13 protein-coding genes and 1 tRNA gene are annotated in these 18,478 nt (G+C 71.1%); 3 read left to right on the top strand and 11 right to left on the bottom strand.

Annotated elements, in window-relative coordinates; genetic code table 11:
- The first annotated feature begins 19 nt into the window (after window positions 1-19).
- Window positions 20-520, top strand: a complete 501-nt coding sequence (locus OHU34_RS02700; protein ID WP_405764409.1) for a nucleotidyltransferase domain-containing protein — start codon at window positions 20-22, stop codon at window positions 518-520.
- Between the two features lie 397 nt (window positions 521-917).
- Here the strand turns inward: OHU34_RS02700 and OHU34_RS02695 are convergent, their stop codons facing one another.
- Complete coding sequence (locus OHU34_RS02695) at window positions 918-2,426, bottom strand: MFS transporter (RefSeq protein ID WP_142270365.1); 1,509 nt, start codon at window positions 2,424-2,426, stop codon at window positions 918-920.
- Window positions 2,427-2,669: 243 nt separating this feature from the next.
- Window positions 2,670-3,422 carry a TetR/AcrR family transcriptional regulator gene (locus tag OHU34_RS02690; RefSeq protein ID WP_405764406.1) on the bottom strand — a complete coding sequence of 251 codons (753 nt, stop codon included), beginning with the start codon at window positions 3,420-3,422 and terminating at the stop codon, window positions 2,670-2,672.
- A 103-nt stretch (window positions 3,423-3,525) separates the two neighbouring features.
- Here OHU34_RS02690 and OHU34_RS02685 point away from each other — a divergent pair.
- A tRNA-Ser gene (locus OHU34_RS02685) sits at window positions 3,526-3,594 on the top strand.
- A 184-nt stretch (window positions 3,595-3,778) separates the two neighbouring features.
- On the opposite strand, the gene OHU34_RS02680 is transcribed toward OHU34_RS02685, so the two are convergent.
- From OHU34_RS02680 to OHU34_RS02670, 3 genes are all read right to left on the bottom strand, one after another.
- Window positions 3,779-5,413 carry an alpha/beta hydrolase gene (locus OHU34_RS02680; RefSeq protein WP_142270367.1) on the bottom strand — a complete coding sequence of 545 codons (1,635 nt, stop codon included), beginning with the start codon at window positions 5,411-5,413 and terminating at the stop codon, window positions 3,779-3,781.
- A 201-nt stretch (window positions 5,414-5,614) separates the two neighbouring features.
- Window positions 5,615-5,962 (bottom strand): VOC family protein, encoded by a 348-nt coding sequence (locus tag OHU34_RS02675; protein ID WP_142270368.1) that lies wholly within the window; start codon window positions 5,960-5,962, stop codon window positions 5,615-5,617.
- Window positions 5,963-6,190: 228 nt separating this feature from the next.
- Complete coding sequence (locus OHU34_RS02670; RefSeq protein ID WP_142270369.1) at window positions 6,191-7,612, bottom strand: lamin tail domain-containing protein; 1,422 nt, start codon at window positions 7,610-7,612, stop codon at window positions 6,191-6,193.
- A gap of 681 nt (window positions 7,613-8,293) precedes the next feature.
- On the opposite strand from OHU34_RS02670, the gene OHU34_RS02665 reads away from it, so the two are divergent.
- Complete coding sequence (locus OHU34_RS02665; RefSeq protein WP_142270370.1) at window positions 8,294-10,084, top strand: DEDDh family exonuclease; 1,791 nt, start codon at window positions 8,294-8,296, stop codon at window positions 10,082-10,084.
- A 471-nt stretch (window positions 10,085-10,555) separates the two neighbouring features.
- Here OHU34_RS02665 and OHU34_RS02660 read toward each other — a convergent pair whose 3' ends face one another.
- The 6 genes from OHU34_RS02660 to OHU34_RS02635 all read right to left on the bottom strand — a co-directional run bounded on the left by OHU34_RS02660 (window position 10,556) and on the right by OHU34_RS02635 (window position 18,404).
- Window positions 10,556-11,044 (bottom strand): ATP-binding protein, encoded by a 489-nt coding sequence (locus OHU34_RS02660; RefSeq protein WP_142270371.1) that lies wholly within the window; start codon window positions 11,042-11,044, stop codon window positions 10,556-10,558.
- Window positions 11,045-11,235: 191 nt separating this feature from the next.
- On the bottom strand, window positions 11,236-11,907 hold the full coding sequence (locus OHU34_RS02655) for a DNA alkylation repair protein (protein ID WP_200840122.1): 672 nt from the start codon (window positions 11,905-11,907) through the stop codon (window positions 11,236-11,238).
- A gap of 82 nt (window positions 11,908-11,989) precedes the next feature.
- The gene (locus OHU34_RS02650) at window positions 11,990-13,270 is read right to left on the bottom strand and encodes a DUF3533 domain-containing protein (protein WP_142270373.1); all 1,281 of its coding nucleotides are present in this window, start codon (window positions 13,268-13,270) and stop codon (window positions 11,990-11,992) included.
- A 282-nt stretch (window positions 13,271-13,552) separates the two neighbouring features.
- The gene (locus OHU34_RS02645; RefSeq protein WP_142270374.1) at window positions 13,553-14,338 is read right to left on the bottom strand and encodes an MBL fold metallo-hydrolase; all 786 of its coding nucleotides are present in this window, start codon (window positions 14,336-14,338) and stop codon (window positions 13,553-13,555) included.
- Between the two features lie 288 nt (window positions 14,339-14,626).
- Window positions 14,627-16,939, bottom strand: coding sequence for a beta-L-arabinofuranosidase domain-containing protein (locus OHU34_RS02640; RefSeq protein ID WP_405764399.1), 2,313 nt, complete (start codon window positions 16,937-16,939; stop codon window positions 14,627-14,629).
- An 802-nt stretch (window positions 16,940-17,741) separates the two neighbouring features.
- Window positions 17,742-18,404, bottom strand: coding sequence for a tetratricopeptide repeat protein (locus OHU34_RS02635; RefSeq protein WP_405764396.1), 663 nt, complete (start codon window positions 18,402-18,404; stop codon window positions 17,742-17,744).
- Window positions 18,405-18,478: the final 74 nt, after the last annotated feature.

Genomic DNA, 18,478 nt, shown 5'->3' with positions numbered 1-18,478 from the left:
GAGCGGAGCCGCTGGAGCGATGATGACGCCCGAGGACGTGCTGTCCGTGCTGGCGCTGCTGAGGCGCGCGGGCGCCGACGCCTGGATCGGAGGCGGCTGGGGCATCGACGCCCTGATGGGGGAGCAGACCCGCGACCACCGGGACCTGGACCTGATGCACCGCCTGGAACAGGAGCGCGACGTGGTGGCCGCCCTGGCGGCGGCCGGATTCGCCGAGACCCTGGACCGGCGGCCCGTGCGGTCCGTCGTCACGGATGCCGCCGGACGGGAGATCGACCTCCACCCGCTGGTGTTCGCGGCTGACGGCTCCGCCACCCAGGCGTCCTTCGACCCCGACCGGCCGTTCCTCTACCCGGCCTCCTGTTTCGTGACCGGCGTCATCGGCGCGAGCACGGTCCCGTGCCTCTCCGCCGACCAACAGGTCTACTTCCACCAGGGCTACGAGCCGACCGGACGCGACCTGCACGACATGGGGCTCCTGCGCAGGAGGTTCGGCATCGCCACCCACTTCGACCCCTGAGGCAGGCTCGGCGAGGAAGCGGCCCCGTGAAGAGGCGGGTGCCAGGTGGTTACCCCGCTCGCGGACGCCGGCGCGGCTGTCGCCGACGATGGGCGCCCCGGCATCGCGGTGGGGCACCCCGGCTCCCTTGTCCGGACCGGGCGGGCCATCGCCGGGCCCTGCCCCGACCGTGCCCGCCGTCGCGGGCACGCCGCCCCCTTGCCGACGACAGGCCCGCCGTCCGCAGCCGACGGTGTGCCGGTTCGGCCGGTTCGGCCGGTCGGTAGGTTCCGGCCGGTTCGGCCGGTTCGGCCGGTTCCGGTCGGTCGGTCGTTCCCGTCGCCTCGCCGTCGACAGGGCGCCGTCCTGCTGCCCCTGCCCCTGCCCTTGCCCCGGGCCCGTCGGTGTGGCGCGCAGATCAGGACTGGCGGGAGTGCAGGGGATCATGGGCGACCTCGTCCGGACACTTCTCGTGCGGCCGCCGCGTCTGCCGGTCGCGCCGCCAGTCGACGGTCGCGAGGGCCAGCGACGCTCCCATCCCCGTCAGGGCGGCGACCAGCGCGACGGTGAGGGCGCCGCGGTAGTCGTCGCCCTCACCGAGCGCCAGGTAGTACAGGCCGGGCAGGGCCGCGGTGCCCACGGCGGCGCCGAGGCGTTGACCGGTCTGGAGGGCGCCGCCCGCCGCGCCCGCCATCCGCACCGGCACCTCCCGCAGGGTCATGGTGATGTTCGGCGAGACCACGAAGCCGCCGCCGATGCCGCCGAGGAAGAGCAGCGGGGCGGCTGCCCAGGGGGCGATATCGAGGGGTGCGAAGCGGAGCAGCAGCGCGGCACCGCCCAGGCCGGTGATCACGCCCGCGAGGCCGCACACGGTGAGCAGCCGGCCGAACCGGTCCACCAGTCTGCCGGCGATGACGGCCGCGCTCGCCGATCCGATGGCGAAGGGTGTCACGGCGAGGCCGGACCGCAACGGCGAGAAGCCGAGCCCGCCCTGGTAGAAGAGGGCGAAGACCAGCCAGACCCCGCTGAAGCCGATGAAGTACAGCGTGCCGACCCCGGCACCGACGGCGTAGCCGCGCACGGTGCTGAACAGACGGGGATCGAGCAGCGGCTGGGCGTCCCGGGCGACGAGACGGCGCTGCCACCGCACGAAGAGGCCGAGCAGTGCGGCGCCGAGGGGGAACAGCCACCACAGGCGCCCCAGCCCGCCGGAGTCCGCCTGGACCAGCGGATACATGAGCGCGAGGACGCCGAGTCCGAGGAGCAGGACGCCGGGCACGTCCACGTGCCCCCGGCCGGACGGCTGGGTGCGGGGCAGCAGTCGGCGGCCGAGCAGGACGGCGAGAACGCCGATGGGGACGTTGACGTAGAAGATCCAGCGCCAGCCCTCGGAGCCGGAGGCCAGCGCGAGGATGGCGCCGCCGGTGAGCGGGCCGACGGCGGAGGAGATGCCGACGGTGGCGCCGAAGAATCCGAAGGCCCGTCCGCGCTCGGCGCCGCGGAACATCTGCTGGATGAGCGCGGAGTTCTGCGGAGCCATGAAGCCGGCCGCCAGCCCCTGGGCGAGGCGGGCCACCACCAGCCAGGTGATGTCGGGGGCGGCGCCGCAGGCCGCGCTGAAGACCACGAAGCTGCTCAGGGCCAGCAGGAAGATGCGGCGTCGGTCGAGGGCGTCACCGAGGCGGCCCGCGGTGACCAGGGCGAGGGCGAACGTGAGGGCATACCCGGAGACCACCCATTGCACCTGGGCGGCGGAAGCGTGCAGTTCGCGCTGGACGGTGGGCAGGGCGACCGCCACGATCGTCACGTCCAGCAGGCTCATGAAACCGGCCACCAGGGTGACCCACAGGGCCCGCCACCGGTTCGGGTCCTGCTCGGAACCACTCTCCTGAGCGAACGGACTTCCGTTCCTCGCCGACGCCGTCACAGGGTCTCCTCTCGCCGGGCCGCGTCCGAGAACACCTGGCCACGCGGTGGAGGTGCCCCGTGGTGCCCCTGGTACCCCTGCGCCGTCGTCCGGCACCCTGTTCGCCCCGCTGTGTCCTGAGTGCATTCTGAGCCGCATCGATCCTCCGGCGCATACCGGAGCTACTGCCCCGGATCGCCCGGGGTGCACGGACGCGGCGCGCGCCACGGTCGCCGCGGCCCTGCCCGGCGAGGCAACCGGGGCCTACGGGCCGAGCACGTCACGCGCGGCGGAGAACAGGCGGGCGCAGCGCTCCGTCATGGCGTCCGCCGACTCCTCGGGATGGTTGATCGACCAGCGGATCAGGGCGGTGGCCAGCCCCCGCCAGGCATGGCTGAGAACGTCGGCGTCCAGGGCGTCGAAGGACTCGGCCGCCAGGAGTACACCGGCGGTGCCCATGGCCGCGCACTCGTCGATGGCGGCACGGTATCGCCGCGCACGGCGGGCCGCCTCGCTGTCCGCGGGGACCGAGGTGTCATAGAGGACGAACCACGCCTCCCGCCGTCCTCCGAGAGCGGTGAAGACGTCGTGCATGACCCGGAGCGGTGTGGACGGTGCTGCCGCCGGGGCCGAGCCGGTGACGGTCTCCCGCGCGGCGGCAAACTTCCCGGTGGATTCCACCCCGGCAGGGCTCTCCCTCTCCGGGGCCTCTCTCGCCGTGTCGTGCCTGGCCGTGTCCTCCCTCGCCCCGTCCTCGCTCGCCGGGTCGTGCATGGCGGTCCGGACGGCCGACAGGATCCGGTCGGCGGCCGGGACGAGGCAGGCGAGATACAGGTCGTGCTTGGCGCCGAAGTACTGGTGCAGCAGCGTCTTGGTGACACCGACGCGGGACGCGACGGCGGCGAGGGAGGTGCCCTCGTAACCGTTGCGCCCGAACTCCTGCGTCGCGGCGGCGAGGATCTGCTCCTCGCGCCGGGCCCGCGGGACGCCTTTACGGGCCGGTGGTCCCTTGGCCATGACGGCGCGCCGACGGAAGCCGGCGATCGTCCGAAGGCCCTGCTCCGAGGTGGACCGGAAACTCCGATGCTCGCGCCGCGGCGGCTCGGTAGGGTCGTTCTGTGCAGGTGCGCAGGCACCGGATACTTCGCCTGTCAAGCGGGAAACGCGGGTTCGAATCCCGCCACCGGCTTCGGCCGGTGTCGTCCAGCGGCCCAGGACACCTACGTTCCGTTGCCGACTCCGATCTCTGCACAACTCTGCGAACCCGGCAGCGCCGTATGTCGCGTGGCGGCTGTACGGCGTTCCGCCCCGGTCGCTCGACCCCGAGGCGCCGGCCGAGAAGGGCCGGCGCCTCGGGGTCGGTGTCGGAACCGTCAGCGCACGGCGCCGATGCGTTCGACGCGCTCGTCGACGCCGTTGCGGAGTTCCTTCAGCGTGGTGCCGGGCGGGGCCACCGTCGGCGTCGAAGAAGGCGGCTGGGTCTCGTCCGCGCAGGTCTTGCCCTTGGCCGGGACCTTCAGGTCGACCAGGTAGGCGATGACCGCGTCCGTCGCGCAGGCGCTCCGCCCGAACGCGGTGTGCCCCTCCGCCTCGAACGTCACAAGCGAGGCGTTGTCGAGCTGCCGCGACAGCGCCACCGCGTCCTGGTACGGGGTGTCCGGGTCGCCGGTGGTGCCGAGGACCAGGATCGGTGCAGAGCCCTTGGCCCGGTAGGAGCCGTCGTAGCGGCTGACCCGCTCGCCGGGCCACTGGACGCAGGCGGTGGCGTGCTGGTGGTCGTACGTCGGCGGACCGTACGCCATCGCGGGGCCGAGCAGCGGCGCGTCCTTCGCGTTCGCCGTGACGTTCCGCTTCAGGCGACGCAGGTCGCGCGGATAGTCCCGGTCGACGCACTCGACGGCCACGTTCGGGCCGAGGAAGTCGAAGCTCGCCGGGGACGGCGGCCGCAGCAAGAAGGAGGTGTTGTCCCGCAGTTGGGCCTTGCGCAGCGCCTCACCGAACGAGGGCCAGATGACCTTGCCCTCGTTGATGTTGAACATCAGCCGGTAGACCAGCGTGTAGCCGTTGGCCCGGCCGCCGTTCGCGGTCGGTACGGGATCGGCGTCCAGATCGGCCTTCAACTTCTCGAACGCCCCGCGCGGGTCGCCGTCGCCGAACCCGCAGGTCGCCTGATCGGCGGCGCACCAGTCGAGGAAACGGCCCATCGCGCCGTCCAGCGCCAGGTACTGCGGCCGGTCGTAGGCGTACGGGCGGTTCGCGTAGTGGACCGGGTCGTAGGCGCCGTCGAGCGTCAGTGCCCGCACCCGCTTGGGGAACATGGCCGCGTACACGGTCCCGATGTACGACCCGAACGAACGTCCGTAGTAGGTGAGTTGCTGCTCGCCCAGCGCCTGACGCAGCAGGTCGATGTCCCGGGCGACGTACTCGGTGCCGATGTACGGCAGCAGCTCGCCCGCGTTGTCCTCACAGGCCTGGTCGAACTCGGCGGCCTGACTCAGCGCCGGCCCGTAGGCGTCCGGCCCGGGCACGCCCTTCGCCTGTGTGACCGCCTGGGTGTACCGCGCGTCGTCGAAGCAGGTCAGCGCCGAACTGCGGCCGACACCACGCACGTCGTAGCCGAAGACGTCGAACGAGTCGCGGAGCGCGGCGGGCAGGTCCGCGTAGTTGTTGCGCACGAAGTCCACGCCGGAGTTGCCGGGCCCGCCCGGCTGCATGAAGAGCGTGCCCTTGCGCTTCGTGCCGTCCGCGGCCTTCTTCCGGACCACCGCGAGGGTGATGGTCCTGCCCTGCGGCTCGCGGTAGTCGAGCGGCACGTCGGCGTTCGCGCACTCGAAGCCGCCCTGGCAGTCGCTCCAGGTGAGTGACGGCACGGGCGGGGTTCCGGGTGTGTCCGGTCCGGCGGTCGCCCGAGTCGCCGTCCCCGTCCCGGCGACCACGAGTGCCGTCAACGCGGCTCCGAGGACGCCGAGTCGCCCGAAGCGTCTCGGTATGCGGTGTGGAGTTGTCATGGTGTCCTTCCCCCTGGGCTGCTGTGTCGCCGAGAGCTCACGGGTCACGGTGAGTCCGGCTAGCTGAACAGAGGGGGAAAACACGCGAGAGGTGCCACCGCGTCCGAACTTCCGCAGAAAATTTTCAGCACCTGATCGTCGGGAACGAGGCGACCGACGAGCGTGCCGGGCCCGTCGGGTGCGCGCGTGGTGCGGGAAGCCTCAGAGGTGGCGCAGCACGTTGACCACGCGGCCGTTGGGGTCGCGAACGAAGAAGCGTCGTACGCCCCACTCCTCGTCCTGCAGAGGGTGAACGATCTCCGCGCCGCTGTCCCGCATCAGCGCGTAGGCCGCGTCGACGTCGTCGACCTCGATGCTCATGTCGGGGGTGACCGGGGCGGCTTTGTCGCTGCTCATGAAGCTGACCTGCGCCGCCGGAGTGGAGGGCGAGGCAAGCGTCATGATCCAGCCCAGGTTCATGACTTCCTCGAAGCCCAGGAGGCCGTAGAACTCCCGGCTCTCCTGGACCGCCTCCGACTGGATGACGGGCATGACACGACGAACGGCCATCGACGACTCCTCATGGGATCGGACACGCATCCTGAACAGTTCAGGGGTCCTACGACCCTCCCACCTCCGCACCCCCCGGGCCGTCGACCGGCCTTTGATCGGCCGTCGAGGCCGATACCGATCGACGAGCACCAGACGTTCGTGCTCCGCCGGGCGGACCGGTTCGCACCACCGAACCGGTCCGCCCGGCCGCGCCCGTCGTCACCACAGTTCCGGGCTGCAGCAGGTTCAGCAGGTGATGTTGCCCTTGCGCAGCGCGTGTCCGCCGTCGTTGGAGTCGTCGGACCAGTAGACGGGCTTGGAGCCGGCGACGCACTCGTCGGAGCCGGCCGGCGCGAAGCCCTCGTTGTTGTAGTCGGGCATGCCGCTGGGACGGTCGTAGACCGCGCTGGTGGTGAACGTGCCGGAGGCGTCGACCTTCAGGGTGCGGTGCCGGCCGTCGCAGGTGTCGTCGCAGACGGCCCACAGACGAGCGGCCTGCGGCTCCCACTGGAGCTCCATCACCCCGGACATGCCGCTGCTGAGAGAGGCGACGCGGGTGTAGGAGCCGGAATCGGCGAGGACATAGCCGTAGATCGTGCCGGTGCCCTCGACACCGACGAAGAACACGCCGCCGCTGTGGGCGCCGTAGCGGGCCGGGTCGTAGACCGAGCCGGTGGTGGCGTCCTTGAAGCCGGCGCCGCTCAGATAGGTGTCGGGAATCCAGGTGATCCCTTCGAAGCCGAGGTTGGAGCCGGTCGAGGGCAGGTCGGAGGTGAGGTTCCATTCCCTGCTGGAGGTCAGGGTGGAGCCGCCGACGGCGACGTCGTACTTCAGCACCGACAGGCGGCTGGTGCCGGAGGCATCGCCGTTGCGCTCGCTCGCGACGAACGCCCCGCCGGCGGAACCGGAGCCGGTGAGGGTGACGCCCTCGCTGTCGGGGCTTCCCGAACCGCCGGGGAAGCGCAGGGCCTTGCCGGCGGACCAGCCACCGCTCGTGTCCGGGGTCCAGCCGCCGGAGCCGTCACGGACCAGGCGCCACAGCTTGCCGCTGTTCTGCGCGCCCCACAGCACGCTGCCCTCCTGGTACAGGCCACTGAGGTCCTCACCGAACACGTCGGAGGCGTCCGCCGTCGCCACGGTGCTGCCGCCGGGCCACGCCACCGGGGTCGTACCCCCGGCGCCGGTCCCGCAGTCGTTGGGGGCTCCGAGGGTCAGGGCCGCCTCCCCGAAGGCACCGGTCCCGTCGGGGCAGCGTGACCAGGAGGGGGCGGAGTGCTCGCTCCAGGCGAAGCTGTCGACCAGGGTGGTGCCGTCGGCGAGGTACAGGCGGGCCTCGTCGTCGGAGCCCAGACCGAACTTGCCGTGCACGTCGAACGCCCGGTACGCCCCCGGTGCCAGCGTGGTTCCGGAGGCAATCTTGTACTTGGAGCTGTTGTCGTCGTCCTTGAGGATCCAGCCCGAGACGTCGATCGTGGCGGTGCCCTTGTTGTAGAGCTCGATCGAGTCGTTGACGTCGCCGGTGGTCACGACCTCGTTGACGCGGATGTCGTCGGCGGCAGCCGCGTGGGCGGCCGGGACGCCGGTCAGGGCGCCGACGGTCAGCAGCGGCCCGGCGACGAGGAAACGGGTAAGACCACGGCGCCGACGGCGGGCGATCGATGCAGTCACGAAGTTCCATCCCGAAGTTGTCATGGGCAAGGCGGCATGATGGTCCCTGAGCAGGCCGAACACGACGCCTGCGGGGAGTCGGACGGCCGGTGAACGACGGGCGAAGCTTGCGCGCCCGCGCCCGCCCGCGCCCGCCCGGGCCGGGCACGGCCGACGACCGCCCATCGCATTCGGTCGCCGGGGCCGACCGCTGAGCAGAGCCCGCTGTCCGCACGAACTCCGCGCTCCGGCGGGTATGGGACGGGCGGAGGCGCGGGTACGGGTGGACGCCCGGCCGCAGGAGCAGATGAAGACGTCCACCTGCTCGCTGCCGCTGCTCGCCACCACCAGGTCCTGCGTGCCGTCGGACGTCAGCTCGGCGGCCGTCGCCTCGCAGGCGCCGTCCGCCGCCGGTTCGACGGTGAGATTCGGTCAGCTCATGTTCCGTCGCGGCAGACGACCAGACGCTTGGCCATGACCATCCCTCCTCGCGAGAGCGCGGAGGGGCGTATAGCACCACCTCCATGCTTCCACCACCCGTCGGGCCTTGCCATCCGTGACCGGTGCGAGGGGCTCCGGGGACCTGCCCGGTTCACGTGGCCCCTGCAGCTGCAGGACCTGAGCGGTGCGAGCCGACACGGATGAGAAGGGGCCGTGGCCGGGGATTTGAGCGACAGGGCGAGACAGGGGATGCTGACCGGCATGAATGGGGTGCCGGTTTCCGACGATGTGTTCAACGCCGTGTCCGGGGCTGCCGGGTGGGCGGTCGTGGACGTGGAGACATCGGGCCTGAAACCGTATGAGCACCGGGTGTTGTCGGTGGCGGTGCTGACGCTGGATCCCGCGGGGGAGCTGGTGGAGGAGTTCTCCACGCTGCTTGATCCGGGCTGCGATCCCGGGCCGGTGCACATCCACGGCCTCACGGCGGAGCGGCTGCGTGGCGCGCCGGTGTTCGAGGAGGTCGCCGAACGTATCGGGACACTGCTGGCCGGGCGGGTGATGGTGGCGCACAACGCCCAGTTCGACTACGAGTTCCTGGCCCGCGAGTTCGCCCTGGCCCGTTCGTGGCTGCCGGTCTCGCAGCGGATGTGCACGCTCGCGCTGAACCGGCGCGTCGCGCCGCCCACCGGCGACCTGAAGCTGGCCTCGCTGGCCGCCCACTACGGAGTGCCGCAGCAGCGGGCGCACGACGCGTTGGACGATGCCCGGGTGCTCGTCGGTATCCTGCGCGGCTCCCTGTCCGCAGCGGGGGAGTTGGGCCTATCCCTGCCGCTGGTGGCGTGCCCGCCCAAGCAGGGGTCGGGGTATCCGCCCCGGGTGCCCAAGACCCGCTGCGCGCACCGCAACCCCGGCCGCCTCGCCCCCGGCGCCCCGCTGGTGCAGGGCATGAAGGTCGCCTTCACCGGTGACACCCGTACCGCACGGGAGGAACTCATCGCGCGTTCCGTCGCGGCAGGACTGAATGTGATGAGCTCGGTCAGCCGCCATACCAGCGTGCTGGTCACCGACGAGTCCGATTCCGACAGCGCCAAGTGCCGTGCGGCACGCAGCGCAGATGTGCCCGTGATCACCGAAGAAGCCTTCCTCGGGCTGCTCACCGGCGTGCGGCCCGGTACCGGCCACGCGAACCCCGCAGCGCCGGCGTCCCCGCTGCCTGCTCAGCGACGTACCGGCCAACCGGCTTCCGCCGCACCGCTGTCCGGGCGGCGGATCCTGGTGCTGGGCGGCCCTCACGACCACGCGTCGGCGCAGCGCGCCCGCATCGCGGAGCTGGGCGGAGCCGCCGCCGTCAATCTGTCCGCCGGCGTCACGGACGTGGTCCTTCTGGCCGATGGGGCCGGGGACCGCCGTATGCCCCACATCACGGCACGCCAACTGCCCATCCACGACGCCGACTGGCTCGCCACGCTCGCGCAGCCATCGGGTACCGCCGCAGAGGTGACGGCCGAGCCGGCCGGCGCCCTGGTCCTTCCCCGCGGTGGCGTCCTCGACCTTCCGCCTGCACACGACGGCGCCGGAGCGTGGACGGTGACTGCGTCCTGGGGCCATCAGAGCGGCTGCGAGATCGACGTGGTCGCCTTCGCTCTCGACGAGGACGAACAAGTCTCCTGCGACGAGGACTTCGTCTTCTACGGAGCACCCCAAACACCCGACGCGACCGTGCGCCTGACCACCGAAGGCCCCAGCGAACAAGCCGTCACCGTGGACCTGACCACCCTTCCCGACGCGGTCCGTAAAATCGTCATCGCCTCCGCCATCGACGGATCCGCGACGTTCGCCCAGGCCGGAGCCATCGAGATCACCGTCGCCCAGGACAACGGCGCGCGCGTCGTGGCCCAAGCCACCCTGGACGCCGCGACCACCGAACGAACGCTGCTGCTCGCCGAGATCTACCGGCGTGGCCCCCGATGGCGCGTCCGCGCGACCGGCCAGGGATACGACCACCAACTGGCCGACCTGGCACGCGGCTTCGGCGTCGACGTCAGCGGCTGACCTCTCCCACCCTCCGGGGCCACACCGGTCCGTGACGTCTGTGCCCGTGACGGCATGGCGGGGGAGCGCCCGCATCGACACTCCACCTGCTGCCGTGCGTCACGAGGGACGTGGAAGCAGGGTCGGCCGGTGAGGACTTGGTTCACGCCGGGCGTCGTGGCCCTCTAGGGCCGGGCCAGGATCGAGCCTCCGTCGCGTGAACAGTCCCTTGTAGATGTGTCCGGCTTGGCCCGGCCCTTCTCCTGCCAGGTGGGTCAGAGTGCCAGGGATTGCTGGGCTCGGCTTGTGGCGGCGGACTGCTGTGCGGTGAGGAAGCCTTTGATGACGGGCCCGGCCCAGCAGTGTCACGGTGCGCCGTCTCGTGGCGAAGTGAGATCCCCGGACCCGGGGCCGGAACCGGTGCTGCCCCGGCGCACGATCTGCTGCAGCCGCTGCCCCTCCTGATCGGTCGGTCTTGTCAGTCTCTGGACGTTACAGATCGCCCGGCTTCTCGGTGGTGGGCGGGTCGAACAGGGTGATGCGGGCAGTGATGCGTTTGCCGACAGGCTGCTGCTCGATGAGCAGGGTCTGGCTGACGGCCTGGACGATCTCCAGGCCGTGCTGGCCGATCCGGTCGGGATCGGTGGTCCGGGCCGCGGGCATGAAGGGGTCGCTGTCCCACACGACGACGTCCACCGTGTGGATGTTGATGCCCAGTTCCACCATGACCGGTCCGGGGGCGTACTTGCAGGCGTTGGTGACCAGCTCGCTGACGACCAGCTGGGTCAGGTTCCGTGCGCGGGCGGGCACCGACAGGGGGTAGGCGGCTTCGGCCTGGCCGAGGAAGGCGAGGGCCTGCCGGCGGGCGTTGGCGATGCAGCCGTCGTCTCCGCCGAGGGTGTAGCCGGCGCGGATCAGGTGCTCGCCCGGTCCGGTACAGCCGTCACCGCCGCCATGGGAGCCCTCTGGTGCCGCCCTCATGCTCCATTCACGCGTCCCCAGTACCCCCCGTCTCGTCATACATGCCTCGAGCATGTTGTTCGGCTCAGCTGCCCGACCTATGACGACTTGCTGCGCCCCGGACAAGCCGGGGGCGGTGCAGACGGTGAGGGGGGCACGTGCCGCACGGTGTCTCCACGGGCCGGAGTCCACGCGCGCGTCACCGGAGCGTCCTATCCCTTGTGCTGCCGGCGCACCATCTCGTTGATCCAGACGGGCGCGAACGGGGAGGTGCAGCCCGGAGGCGTCGGGTAGTCCTTGAGCACCTCCAGGCGCTCACCGATGTCGACGGCACGGCCGCGGAGCTCGGCGTGTTCGATGCCGATCTGAGCCAGGCAGTGGTTCATCGCCCACTGAAGCCGGTCCGGGGCGTCCTTCATCTGCGCCTCGATGACGTCGAGCAGTCCTGCGAGGTCGAGGCCGTCGGGCTTCTTCGCCACGCGTTCGGTGGTCAGCGCCCAGCCGGCGCTCGCGACCACCGGATCCGGATCGGCGGACCAGACCACGCGCAGGTCCTCGGAGTACGGGCTCTTCTTCACCACGTAGTTCACGAGCCAGTCGTGCACCTTGGGCGTGCGCGCCTCGCGCAGCATGGCGTCCGACTCGTCACGCCCGAACGCCTTGGGGCGGCAGATCAGGATCGCCAGCAGCCTCGCCGCGGTGTCGTCCGTCTGCCACAGCAGGACCGCGAGTTCCTGATGTGTCTTCAGCCGCTTCGCGAGCGCGCGCAGCTTGCCGAGGTTCACTCCGTGATCGTCCCCGTGCTTCTCGTTCACCGCGCGGGTCTTCGCGTCCTCGAGCCCGGCCAGCTCGGCCATCACCTCGGCCAACGCCGTCTCGGTCATATCGGTCTCCTGTCCACCATGTGCGGGATTCGGCATGAGTTCCAGCCGCCCGGCGCGGCTCCTGAGCACCTGAGTCGATCGCTCAAGCGGGCTGCGGGGTGAGGCGCTTGTGGCCCTTGCGGTCGTAGTACGTGGTCATCGCGAAGCCGAAGAGGAGACCGATGGCCGCACCGACCCCGATCATGGTCCAGGCGCGGGCGAGTCCGGCGTCGCCGCGCGCGTCGAAGTAGAGGATGGCGCGGACCCCGTCGCTGAGCTGGCGCATGGGCTCGAAGTGGGACAGGAAGCGGTAGAACTCGGGGACGGCCTGGAGCGGAACCGTGGCGCCGGACGAGGGCAGGCCGAGCACGATGAAAACGAACATGGACACCAGCTGGCCGATCCCGCCGAAGGCCGCGTTGATGGCCTGGACGCCGAGGCCGACCGCGAGGGCCGCGCAGTAGGAGTAGATCCACAGCAGGGGGATGTGGGTGGCGTCCATGCCGAGGACGCTGACGCAGGCGAGCAGGACGAGGGAGACGCTGAGGACCGTGATGCCGGCCGTCATGGCCATCTTCAGCAGCAGCGTCTGGGTGCGGTTGATCGGCACCGTGGGCAGCCGGGTGTGCCAGGGGCCGATCTCGTTGTCCGCGTATCCGAGGGCGGTGTCCACACCGTTGCTGATGACGTTGCCGCCCATGAAGCCGGCCAGTACGAGCAGCAGGGTGTAGTAGAAGGCGCTCAGGCCGAGGCCGCTGTTGTCGCCCAGGGGGTGGCCGACCTGGGTGACGAGGTTCACCGGGTCGGCGAGCAGCAGTTCGGTGGTGGAGTCCGCTCCCGAGGCGGCGGCGGTCAGCTGTTTGCCGATGGTCCGGGAGGCCTGCTGGGCCGCCGTGGTCGTGATCTTGCTGGCGAGGGAGGAGCCGAGACTGCCCTTGGCGGGGTTGGTCAGCACGGTCATCGTGGGTCGCGCGGTCGCGTTCGTCCCGGCGAGCGCGGTGACGGAGTCGGTGAAGTCCGCGGGGATGACCAGCGCGCCGTAGACCTTGCCCGAGTCCAGCTCGTCCTGAGCCTGGGCCCGGGTCAGCCGCCGCCAGTCGGCCGTGTCGTTCGAGGTGTCCGAGACGATGGCCGCTGCCACCTGGGTGCCGAGGTTCTGCCTCTGCCCCTGCGGCGGCCGGCCGGTGTCGCTGTTGACGAGTGCGATCGGCAGGTCGTGCAGATCGCGCTGCGGGCTGACGATGCCGCCCATGTACAGCAGCGACAGCAGCAGGGCGAGCAGTCCCGTGAGGATCGTGGGCACCAGCCACAGCTTGGGGCGGCGCAGGAGCGTGGCGGCGTGTACGTGCGGGCCGGTGTCGGGGGTCGTGTCGTCGGCGGTCATGGTTCTCCGTCGTGTCTGGGACTGGCGGGTGGGTCCGCTGCGGGCCGGCCGCGGTGGCTGCCGGCCGGGGTGAGGAGGTACGGCGAGTCGCCCCAAGTCTCGCCGCACCGCGGTCCGGGGGAGCGCAGACAGTCTGTCGAGGGGCGGGGCACCAGCCGGATGGGGTCACCCTTCCTCCGCGGCCGTTCGACGGCGTCGGCCGCGCGGTGGAGGGGCAGGACGTGCGGTGGAGGGACAGGACGTCCGCGACGGAGCACGCGAGGTCCCGCCGCCCTCTCCTCGCTACGCGCCTGCTCGCGCCTTCTCGTACAGGACGGGGTCGTGGGCGTTGACGATCGTGAGGTCGGGGGCGCCCTGCCCGTACAGCTCGGCCAGCCGGGCATGGTTGTCGCGGACCTGCTTCCCGTCGTACGCAATGACGGCCTCCATCCCGCGCAGGGACGCCGGAATCGGGGACCGGCCGTCCAGGGTGCCGTGGTGGTAGAAGGCGTCACCGGCGTGCAGGAGCCAGCGCGGACCGGCGTCGACCGCCACGGCGGCGTGGCCGCGGGTGTGGCCCGGCAGGGCGATCAGGACGATGCCGGGAGCGATCATGTCGAGTTCCCGGGCCGCGGCGAATCCGCGCCACCTGTCGCCGTCGGGGCGGTGCTCCACGAGGTTCGGGCCGTGCGCCCACTGCAACCGCTGATAGCGGATCCGCTCACGCCAGGAGGGGGCGTGGACGGCGCCGCGCGCCTCGTCCGCCGTCAGGTGGACCCGGGCGTCGGGGAAGTCGGAGAGGCCGCCGATGTGGTCGGCGTCGCAGTGGGTGACCACGACATGGCGGACGTCGTCCCGGCGGAACCCGAGTCTCTCCACCTGCCGGACGGCCGTCTCGGCGGGGTCGAACAGCGGCCGCACGAGGTGCCGCGGCGGCCCGACGCGCCGCTTGGGGTCGGCGATGTCACCGAGGCCGTAGCCGGAGTCGACGAGCACCAGGCCGTTCGCGGTCTCGATCAGCAGGACGTGGCAGACGAGCTGACCGCCGGGTGGACGCATGGTGCCGCAGTTGAGGTGGTGGACCTTCACAGAGGGCGTCCTTGGGGGGTGAGAGACGGCACGGGTGGGACGGTCTTCCGCTCGGGCCCACGTCGCACCTGCGACCTGCGGCACGGGCCGGCTCGTCGGCCCACCAGGGGCAGGGTCAGGGCGACTCCCGTGTGTTCGGCCTTGCGGGTCGGTACCAGAACCATGAGGCCAACAGGGCAACAGGGCAAGGGCGTCGGGATCAGGGGAGGGGTCGGTGCTCACCGTGGCCGTTGGTCTGTGGCTGTCCGGGCCGGTGCCGGACAGCCACGCGGAACCCGCGTCCGTCGGTCAGGCGCTCACGATGCGCCACCGGTTGTCGGCGCTGCCGTCGTCGGGGGCCTGGACCGCGAAGGCTCCGACGGCGGTGGAGTTGCCCGCGATGGCGAGCAGTTTGCCGCTGTGCACATTGCGGATCTTGTAGGTGCCGTCGCCCTGGCCGAGCAGCGTCCACTGATGGTCAGCGGTGCCGTTGTCCGTCCACTGGAGCACGCTCGCGTTGTCCGCGGTGGACATGTTCAGCACACCGAGGACCTTGCCGCTGTTGACGTTGCGGAAGCGGACGGCCGTCCCGTCGGCGATCATCTCCCAGTCGTGGTCGGCGGTGCCGCTGTCGGTCCACTGGAGGGCGAGGCCGCCGTCGGCGGTGGACATGTTCTGGACGCCCAGCACCAGGTTGCTGCCCGCGTTGACGAGGTGTACCGAGGCGGTGCCGGCGGTGTTCCAGTAGACGGTGTAGTTGAAGCCGTGCGCGTCGTGGAACGGGCCCAGGTCGACGGCGGAGCCGCCCGCGGTCGCGGTGAAGGCGAGCGATGTGCTGCTGGTGCGCGTGATGCTGGCGGTGTTGAGCAGCGGGAGTGTGCTGAGCGCGCTGTCCCCGTAGTTGCCGGCCAGCACGACCGGCCCGTAGGTGACCGCGGCGGTGTTCGCGTTGTCGGGGGCGGGCCGCAGGACGACCCGCATGGGCAGGCGGACGGTGACGGTGTCGCCGGACGTCCAGGCGCGGGTCAGGGTGGCGTAGGTGCCGGGGGTGGTGGCGACGTTCTGCGCCACGCCGTTGACGCTGACCGTGGCTCCGGTGGTCCAGCCGGGAATGCGGATGCGCATCGACCACGTTCCGGCGGCGCTGCCGGTGACGGTCAGCGTGGTCGTGTCGCCGGTGGGGTACGAGGTGGTCTGGGTGACGGTGATGCCGCGCTGGGACCAGGTGAGCACCGACGGCACGAACAGGTTCACGGTGAGCGTGGTGTCGTTGCGGAAGTAGATGGAGTCCATCAGGCGGGTGTGCATTTCCAGGCCGGTGCCCTGGCAGCACCAGAAGGTGCCGTAGTCGGTGCTCCAGGTGCCGCCGCCCCAGGCCGGGCCCACCCCGCGCCGGCCGCCCGGGTTGAGCGGGGTGAAATAGGTGACGTGGCCGTGGGCGTCCGCCGGGTTCTGCTGGCCGATCATGTGGTTCAGCCAGGCCTGCTCGTAGAAGTCGAACAGCGCGGCCCGGTCCGGGGTCACTGCGTACAGGTCGCGGGTGAGCTTGAGCATGTTGTACGTGTTGCAGCTCTCGCAGGTGTCCTGTTTCAGGTAGGTGGCGATCGCGTTCGGTGCCCGGAAGTGCTCCGCCTGGCTGTTGCCGCCGATGGCGTAGGTGTGGGTGCCGACGGCGATGTTCCACGCGTTGGTGGCGATGTCCCGGTACCGGGTGGTGCCGGTGGCCTTGTACTCGCGCAGGGCGCCGATCCACTTGGGGACCTGGGTGTTGGCGTGCAGCCCGTTCAGCCGGTCCAGGTTGGCGGCCAGCGGGTCGAACACGGCGGCGTGGTCGAAGCGTTGGGCGGCGGTGAGCCACCGGGCGTCGCCCGTCTGCTGGTAGAGGTCGCACAGTACGTCGTTCATGCCGCCGAACTCCACGCCCAGCATCGCCTGCATCTGCGTCCCGGTGAGCCGGGCGGTGCGCGTGTCGACCCAGCCCGCCAGAGCCAGCAGGACGTCCCGGGCCTGCGTGCTGCCGATCAGGCGCCACACGTCCAGCAGCCCGGCGAGCGTCTTGTGGATCGTGTAGTACGGCACGTTTCCGTTGCTCAGGGTGCCCTGTTCGAGGGCGGTGAAGTCGGACTCGGGATAGCCGGAGAGGTAGCCGGTGGTGAATCCGGCGGCGCTGTTGTTGGCCTGGCACTTGGCCAGCTCCGCCACCATGGAGACCGCCTTGCTGCGGGCGACCGAGTCCCCGGTGACGGCGTACAACTGCGCCCAGGCGGTGAGGAAGTGTCCCTGGACGTGGCTGCGGAAGGGGAAGTCGGGCGCGTCCCAGCCGCCGTTGGCGGCGGCGCTGGCGGTGGAGAGCTTGTGGTTGGCGCGGAAGGTGTAGAGCAGCCGGTCCACGTCCACGAACCGCAGGTAGGCGGCTGTGCGGTTCTGGTTGTCCAGCCACCGGCTCGCGGTCAGCCGCACCTGGCCGAAGTCGAAGGAGTACGCGGAGACCCCGATGTCGGCACGGGCGGGAGGGACGGCCGCCCGGGCGGGAGAGGCGCCGACGAGAGGGCCGGCCGCGGAGGCGGCGAGCGTGACTCCGGCCGCCTGCAGGAGGCGCCGTCTGCTGAGTGAGGAGGACATCGTTCCACCTGTTCCTTGATCGGAGGAGCGGGGATGGGGGGAAGGTCGGTGCTGCGTGCCGCCGGGTGGTGAGGTGGGGTCGGGGCGGCTCGGGTGCCCCGCGGCAACCGAGGCCGCTGAGCGCGGGGCAGCGGTGCGCGACGCGGCGTGAGAACCCCCGGGGCGGGGTGCGCGCGGACCGGCGCCTTGTCGGAGTGCGGCTCCCTATCGACGCGTGGGGCGGAGGTTCTCGAACCCGGGCGCGGGGGTGGCCATATGGTCGCCGGGCAGGTCCTAGCCGGTTCGCGCCCGAGCGCCCGGACTCTCCCGGGTCCCCGGACTCTCCCGGGTCCCCGGACTCTCCCGGGTCCGGTGAGTCCGGGTCGTGATCAGGGTGTCGCCGGTTCGAACCGCCCGATGCTCACCGCTGCGTAGGTGATGGAGCCAGGACATGCCGGATCAGCGCTCCCTGCTGGGCTTGACGTAGCGGCTCGGTCGGTGTCGGTGAAGGTGTCGGGGTAGGGACGCACCGCTGTGCGGCGCGCCCCGGCGCAGACGCGGACTCCGGTTCCGGTGCGGACGGCTCACCCGCACAGATGGTCAGGTGTTCGTTATGTCGAACATTGGTCGACTCTTCGGCAAGCAGGGATGATAGACGCCCGAACGAGTCGGCCAACACCCTTCGTGCCGTGATTTCAGCGGATGACTGTCAACTCGATTGTCGATCGGGCGACTTGCCGCGTTCGGTCTGGACGCCCCTGGTGCGCGTACGCCGCTCCGACGGGGTCGAGCGGGTCACGCGACACCGCTCTGCGTCGCACCGTCAGCGGGCAGCTCGCGGCAAGCCGAGTTCCTCGCGAGCTCCCGCCACCCAGCGCAGTACGCCGTGGGAGTCGGTGCCCTCGGCCAACTCCGTCGCTTCGTCGAGCAGCGCCCCCGCGTCCTCGCGCCGGTTCTGCTGGGCGGCCAGATGGGCCAGTCCGATCAGGTTCGCCGCCACCCCCGGCAGGAAGCCCAGCTCCCGGCGCAGGCGGGTGGACTCCTCGAAGTGCGCACGAGCCTCGTCCAGGCGGCCGGCCATGTGGTCGGCGAAGCCGAGGTGCCGCAACGCGTAGGACATCGTCAGCCGGTCGCCGGCCCGGGTGGCGAGGTCGAGGGCTCGTTCGAAGGCGGGCACGGCGGTCTCGGTGTCGTCGCGGACCACCTGGTGGAAGGTGCCCACCCAGAACAGCGCCTCGCCCTCGCCCCGCACGTCACCGAGCCGCCCGTACAGCTCCGCCGCCCGCTCGAAGAGTTCGAGCTCCCGCGCGGCCTCCACCCGCTCTTCCAGGAAGCGGGCGTGGATCACCCGGCCGCGGGCCAGCGCGAGGTCCGCCTCGACCTCGTCGAGACTCCGGTCCGCGGACGCCAGCGCACTGCTGTCGCCGCCGAACACGGCACGTTCGTAGAGGAGTTCGGCTTGCTCGAAGCGCGCGTCGGTAGTCATCCCGTGATCGTATCGACCGCGCGCCGGAGAGTCCGATGCCCTGCACACCTACGGAACGGATCCGCCGTTCACCC

Source organism: Streptomyces sp. NBC_00080, from assembly GCF_045041255.1.
Classification (GTDB): domain Bacteria; phylum Actinomycetota; class Actinomycetes; order Streptomycetales; family Streptomycetaceae; genus Streptomyces; species Streptomyces coriariae.
Note: the sequence above shows the minus strand (reverse complement) of the source record. Positions and strands in the feature narration are given on the sequence as shown.

Coding starts and splice junctions, on each gene's coding strand:
- OHU34_RS02700 (WP_405764409.1), top strand. CDS start 20: ATGATGACGCCCGAGGACGTGCTGTCCGTGCTGGCGCTGCTGAGGCGC.
- OHU34_RS02690 (WP_405764406.1), bottom strand. CDS start 3,422: ATGGCCAAGGGACCACCGGCCCGTAAAGGCGTCCCGCGGGCCCGGCGC.
- OHU34_RS02680 (WP_142270367.1), bottom strand. CDS start 5,413: ATGACAACTCCACACCGCATACCGAGACGCTTCGGGCGACTCGGCGTC.
- OHU34_RS02675 (WP_142270368.1), bottom strand. CDS start 5,962: ATGGCCGTTCGTCGTGTCATGCCCGTCATCCAGTCGGAGGCGGTCCAG.
- OHU34_RS02665 (WP_142270370.1), top strand. CDS start 8,294: ATGAATGGGGTGCCGGTTTCCGACGATGTGTTCAACGCCGTGTCCGGG.
- OHU34_RS02660 (WP_142270371.1), bottom strand. CDS start 11,044: ATGAGGGCGGCACCAGAGGGCTCCCATGGCGGCGGTGACGGCTGTACC.
- OHU34_RS02655 (WP_200840122.1), bottom strand. CDS start 11,907: ATGACCGAGACGGCGTTGGCCGAGGTGATGGCCGAGCTGGCCGGGCTC.
- OHU34_RS02650 (WP_142270373.1), bottom strand. CDS start 13,270: ATGACCGCCGACGACACGACCCCCGACACCGGCCCGCACGTACACGCC.
- OHU34_RS02640 (WP_405764399.1), bottom strand. CDS start 16,939: ATGTCCTCCTCACTCAGCAGACGGCGCCTCCTGCAGGCGGCCGGAGTC.
- OHU34_RS02635 (WP_405764396.1), bottom strand. CDS start 18,404: ATGACTACCGACGCGCGCTTCGAGCAAGCCGAACTCCTCTACGAACGT.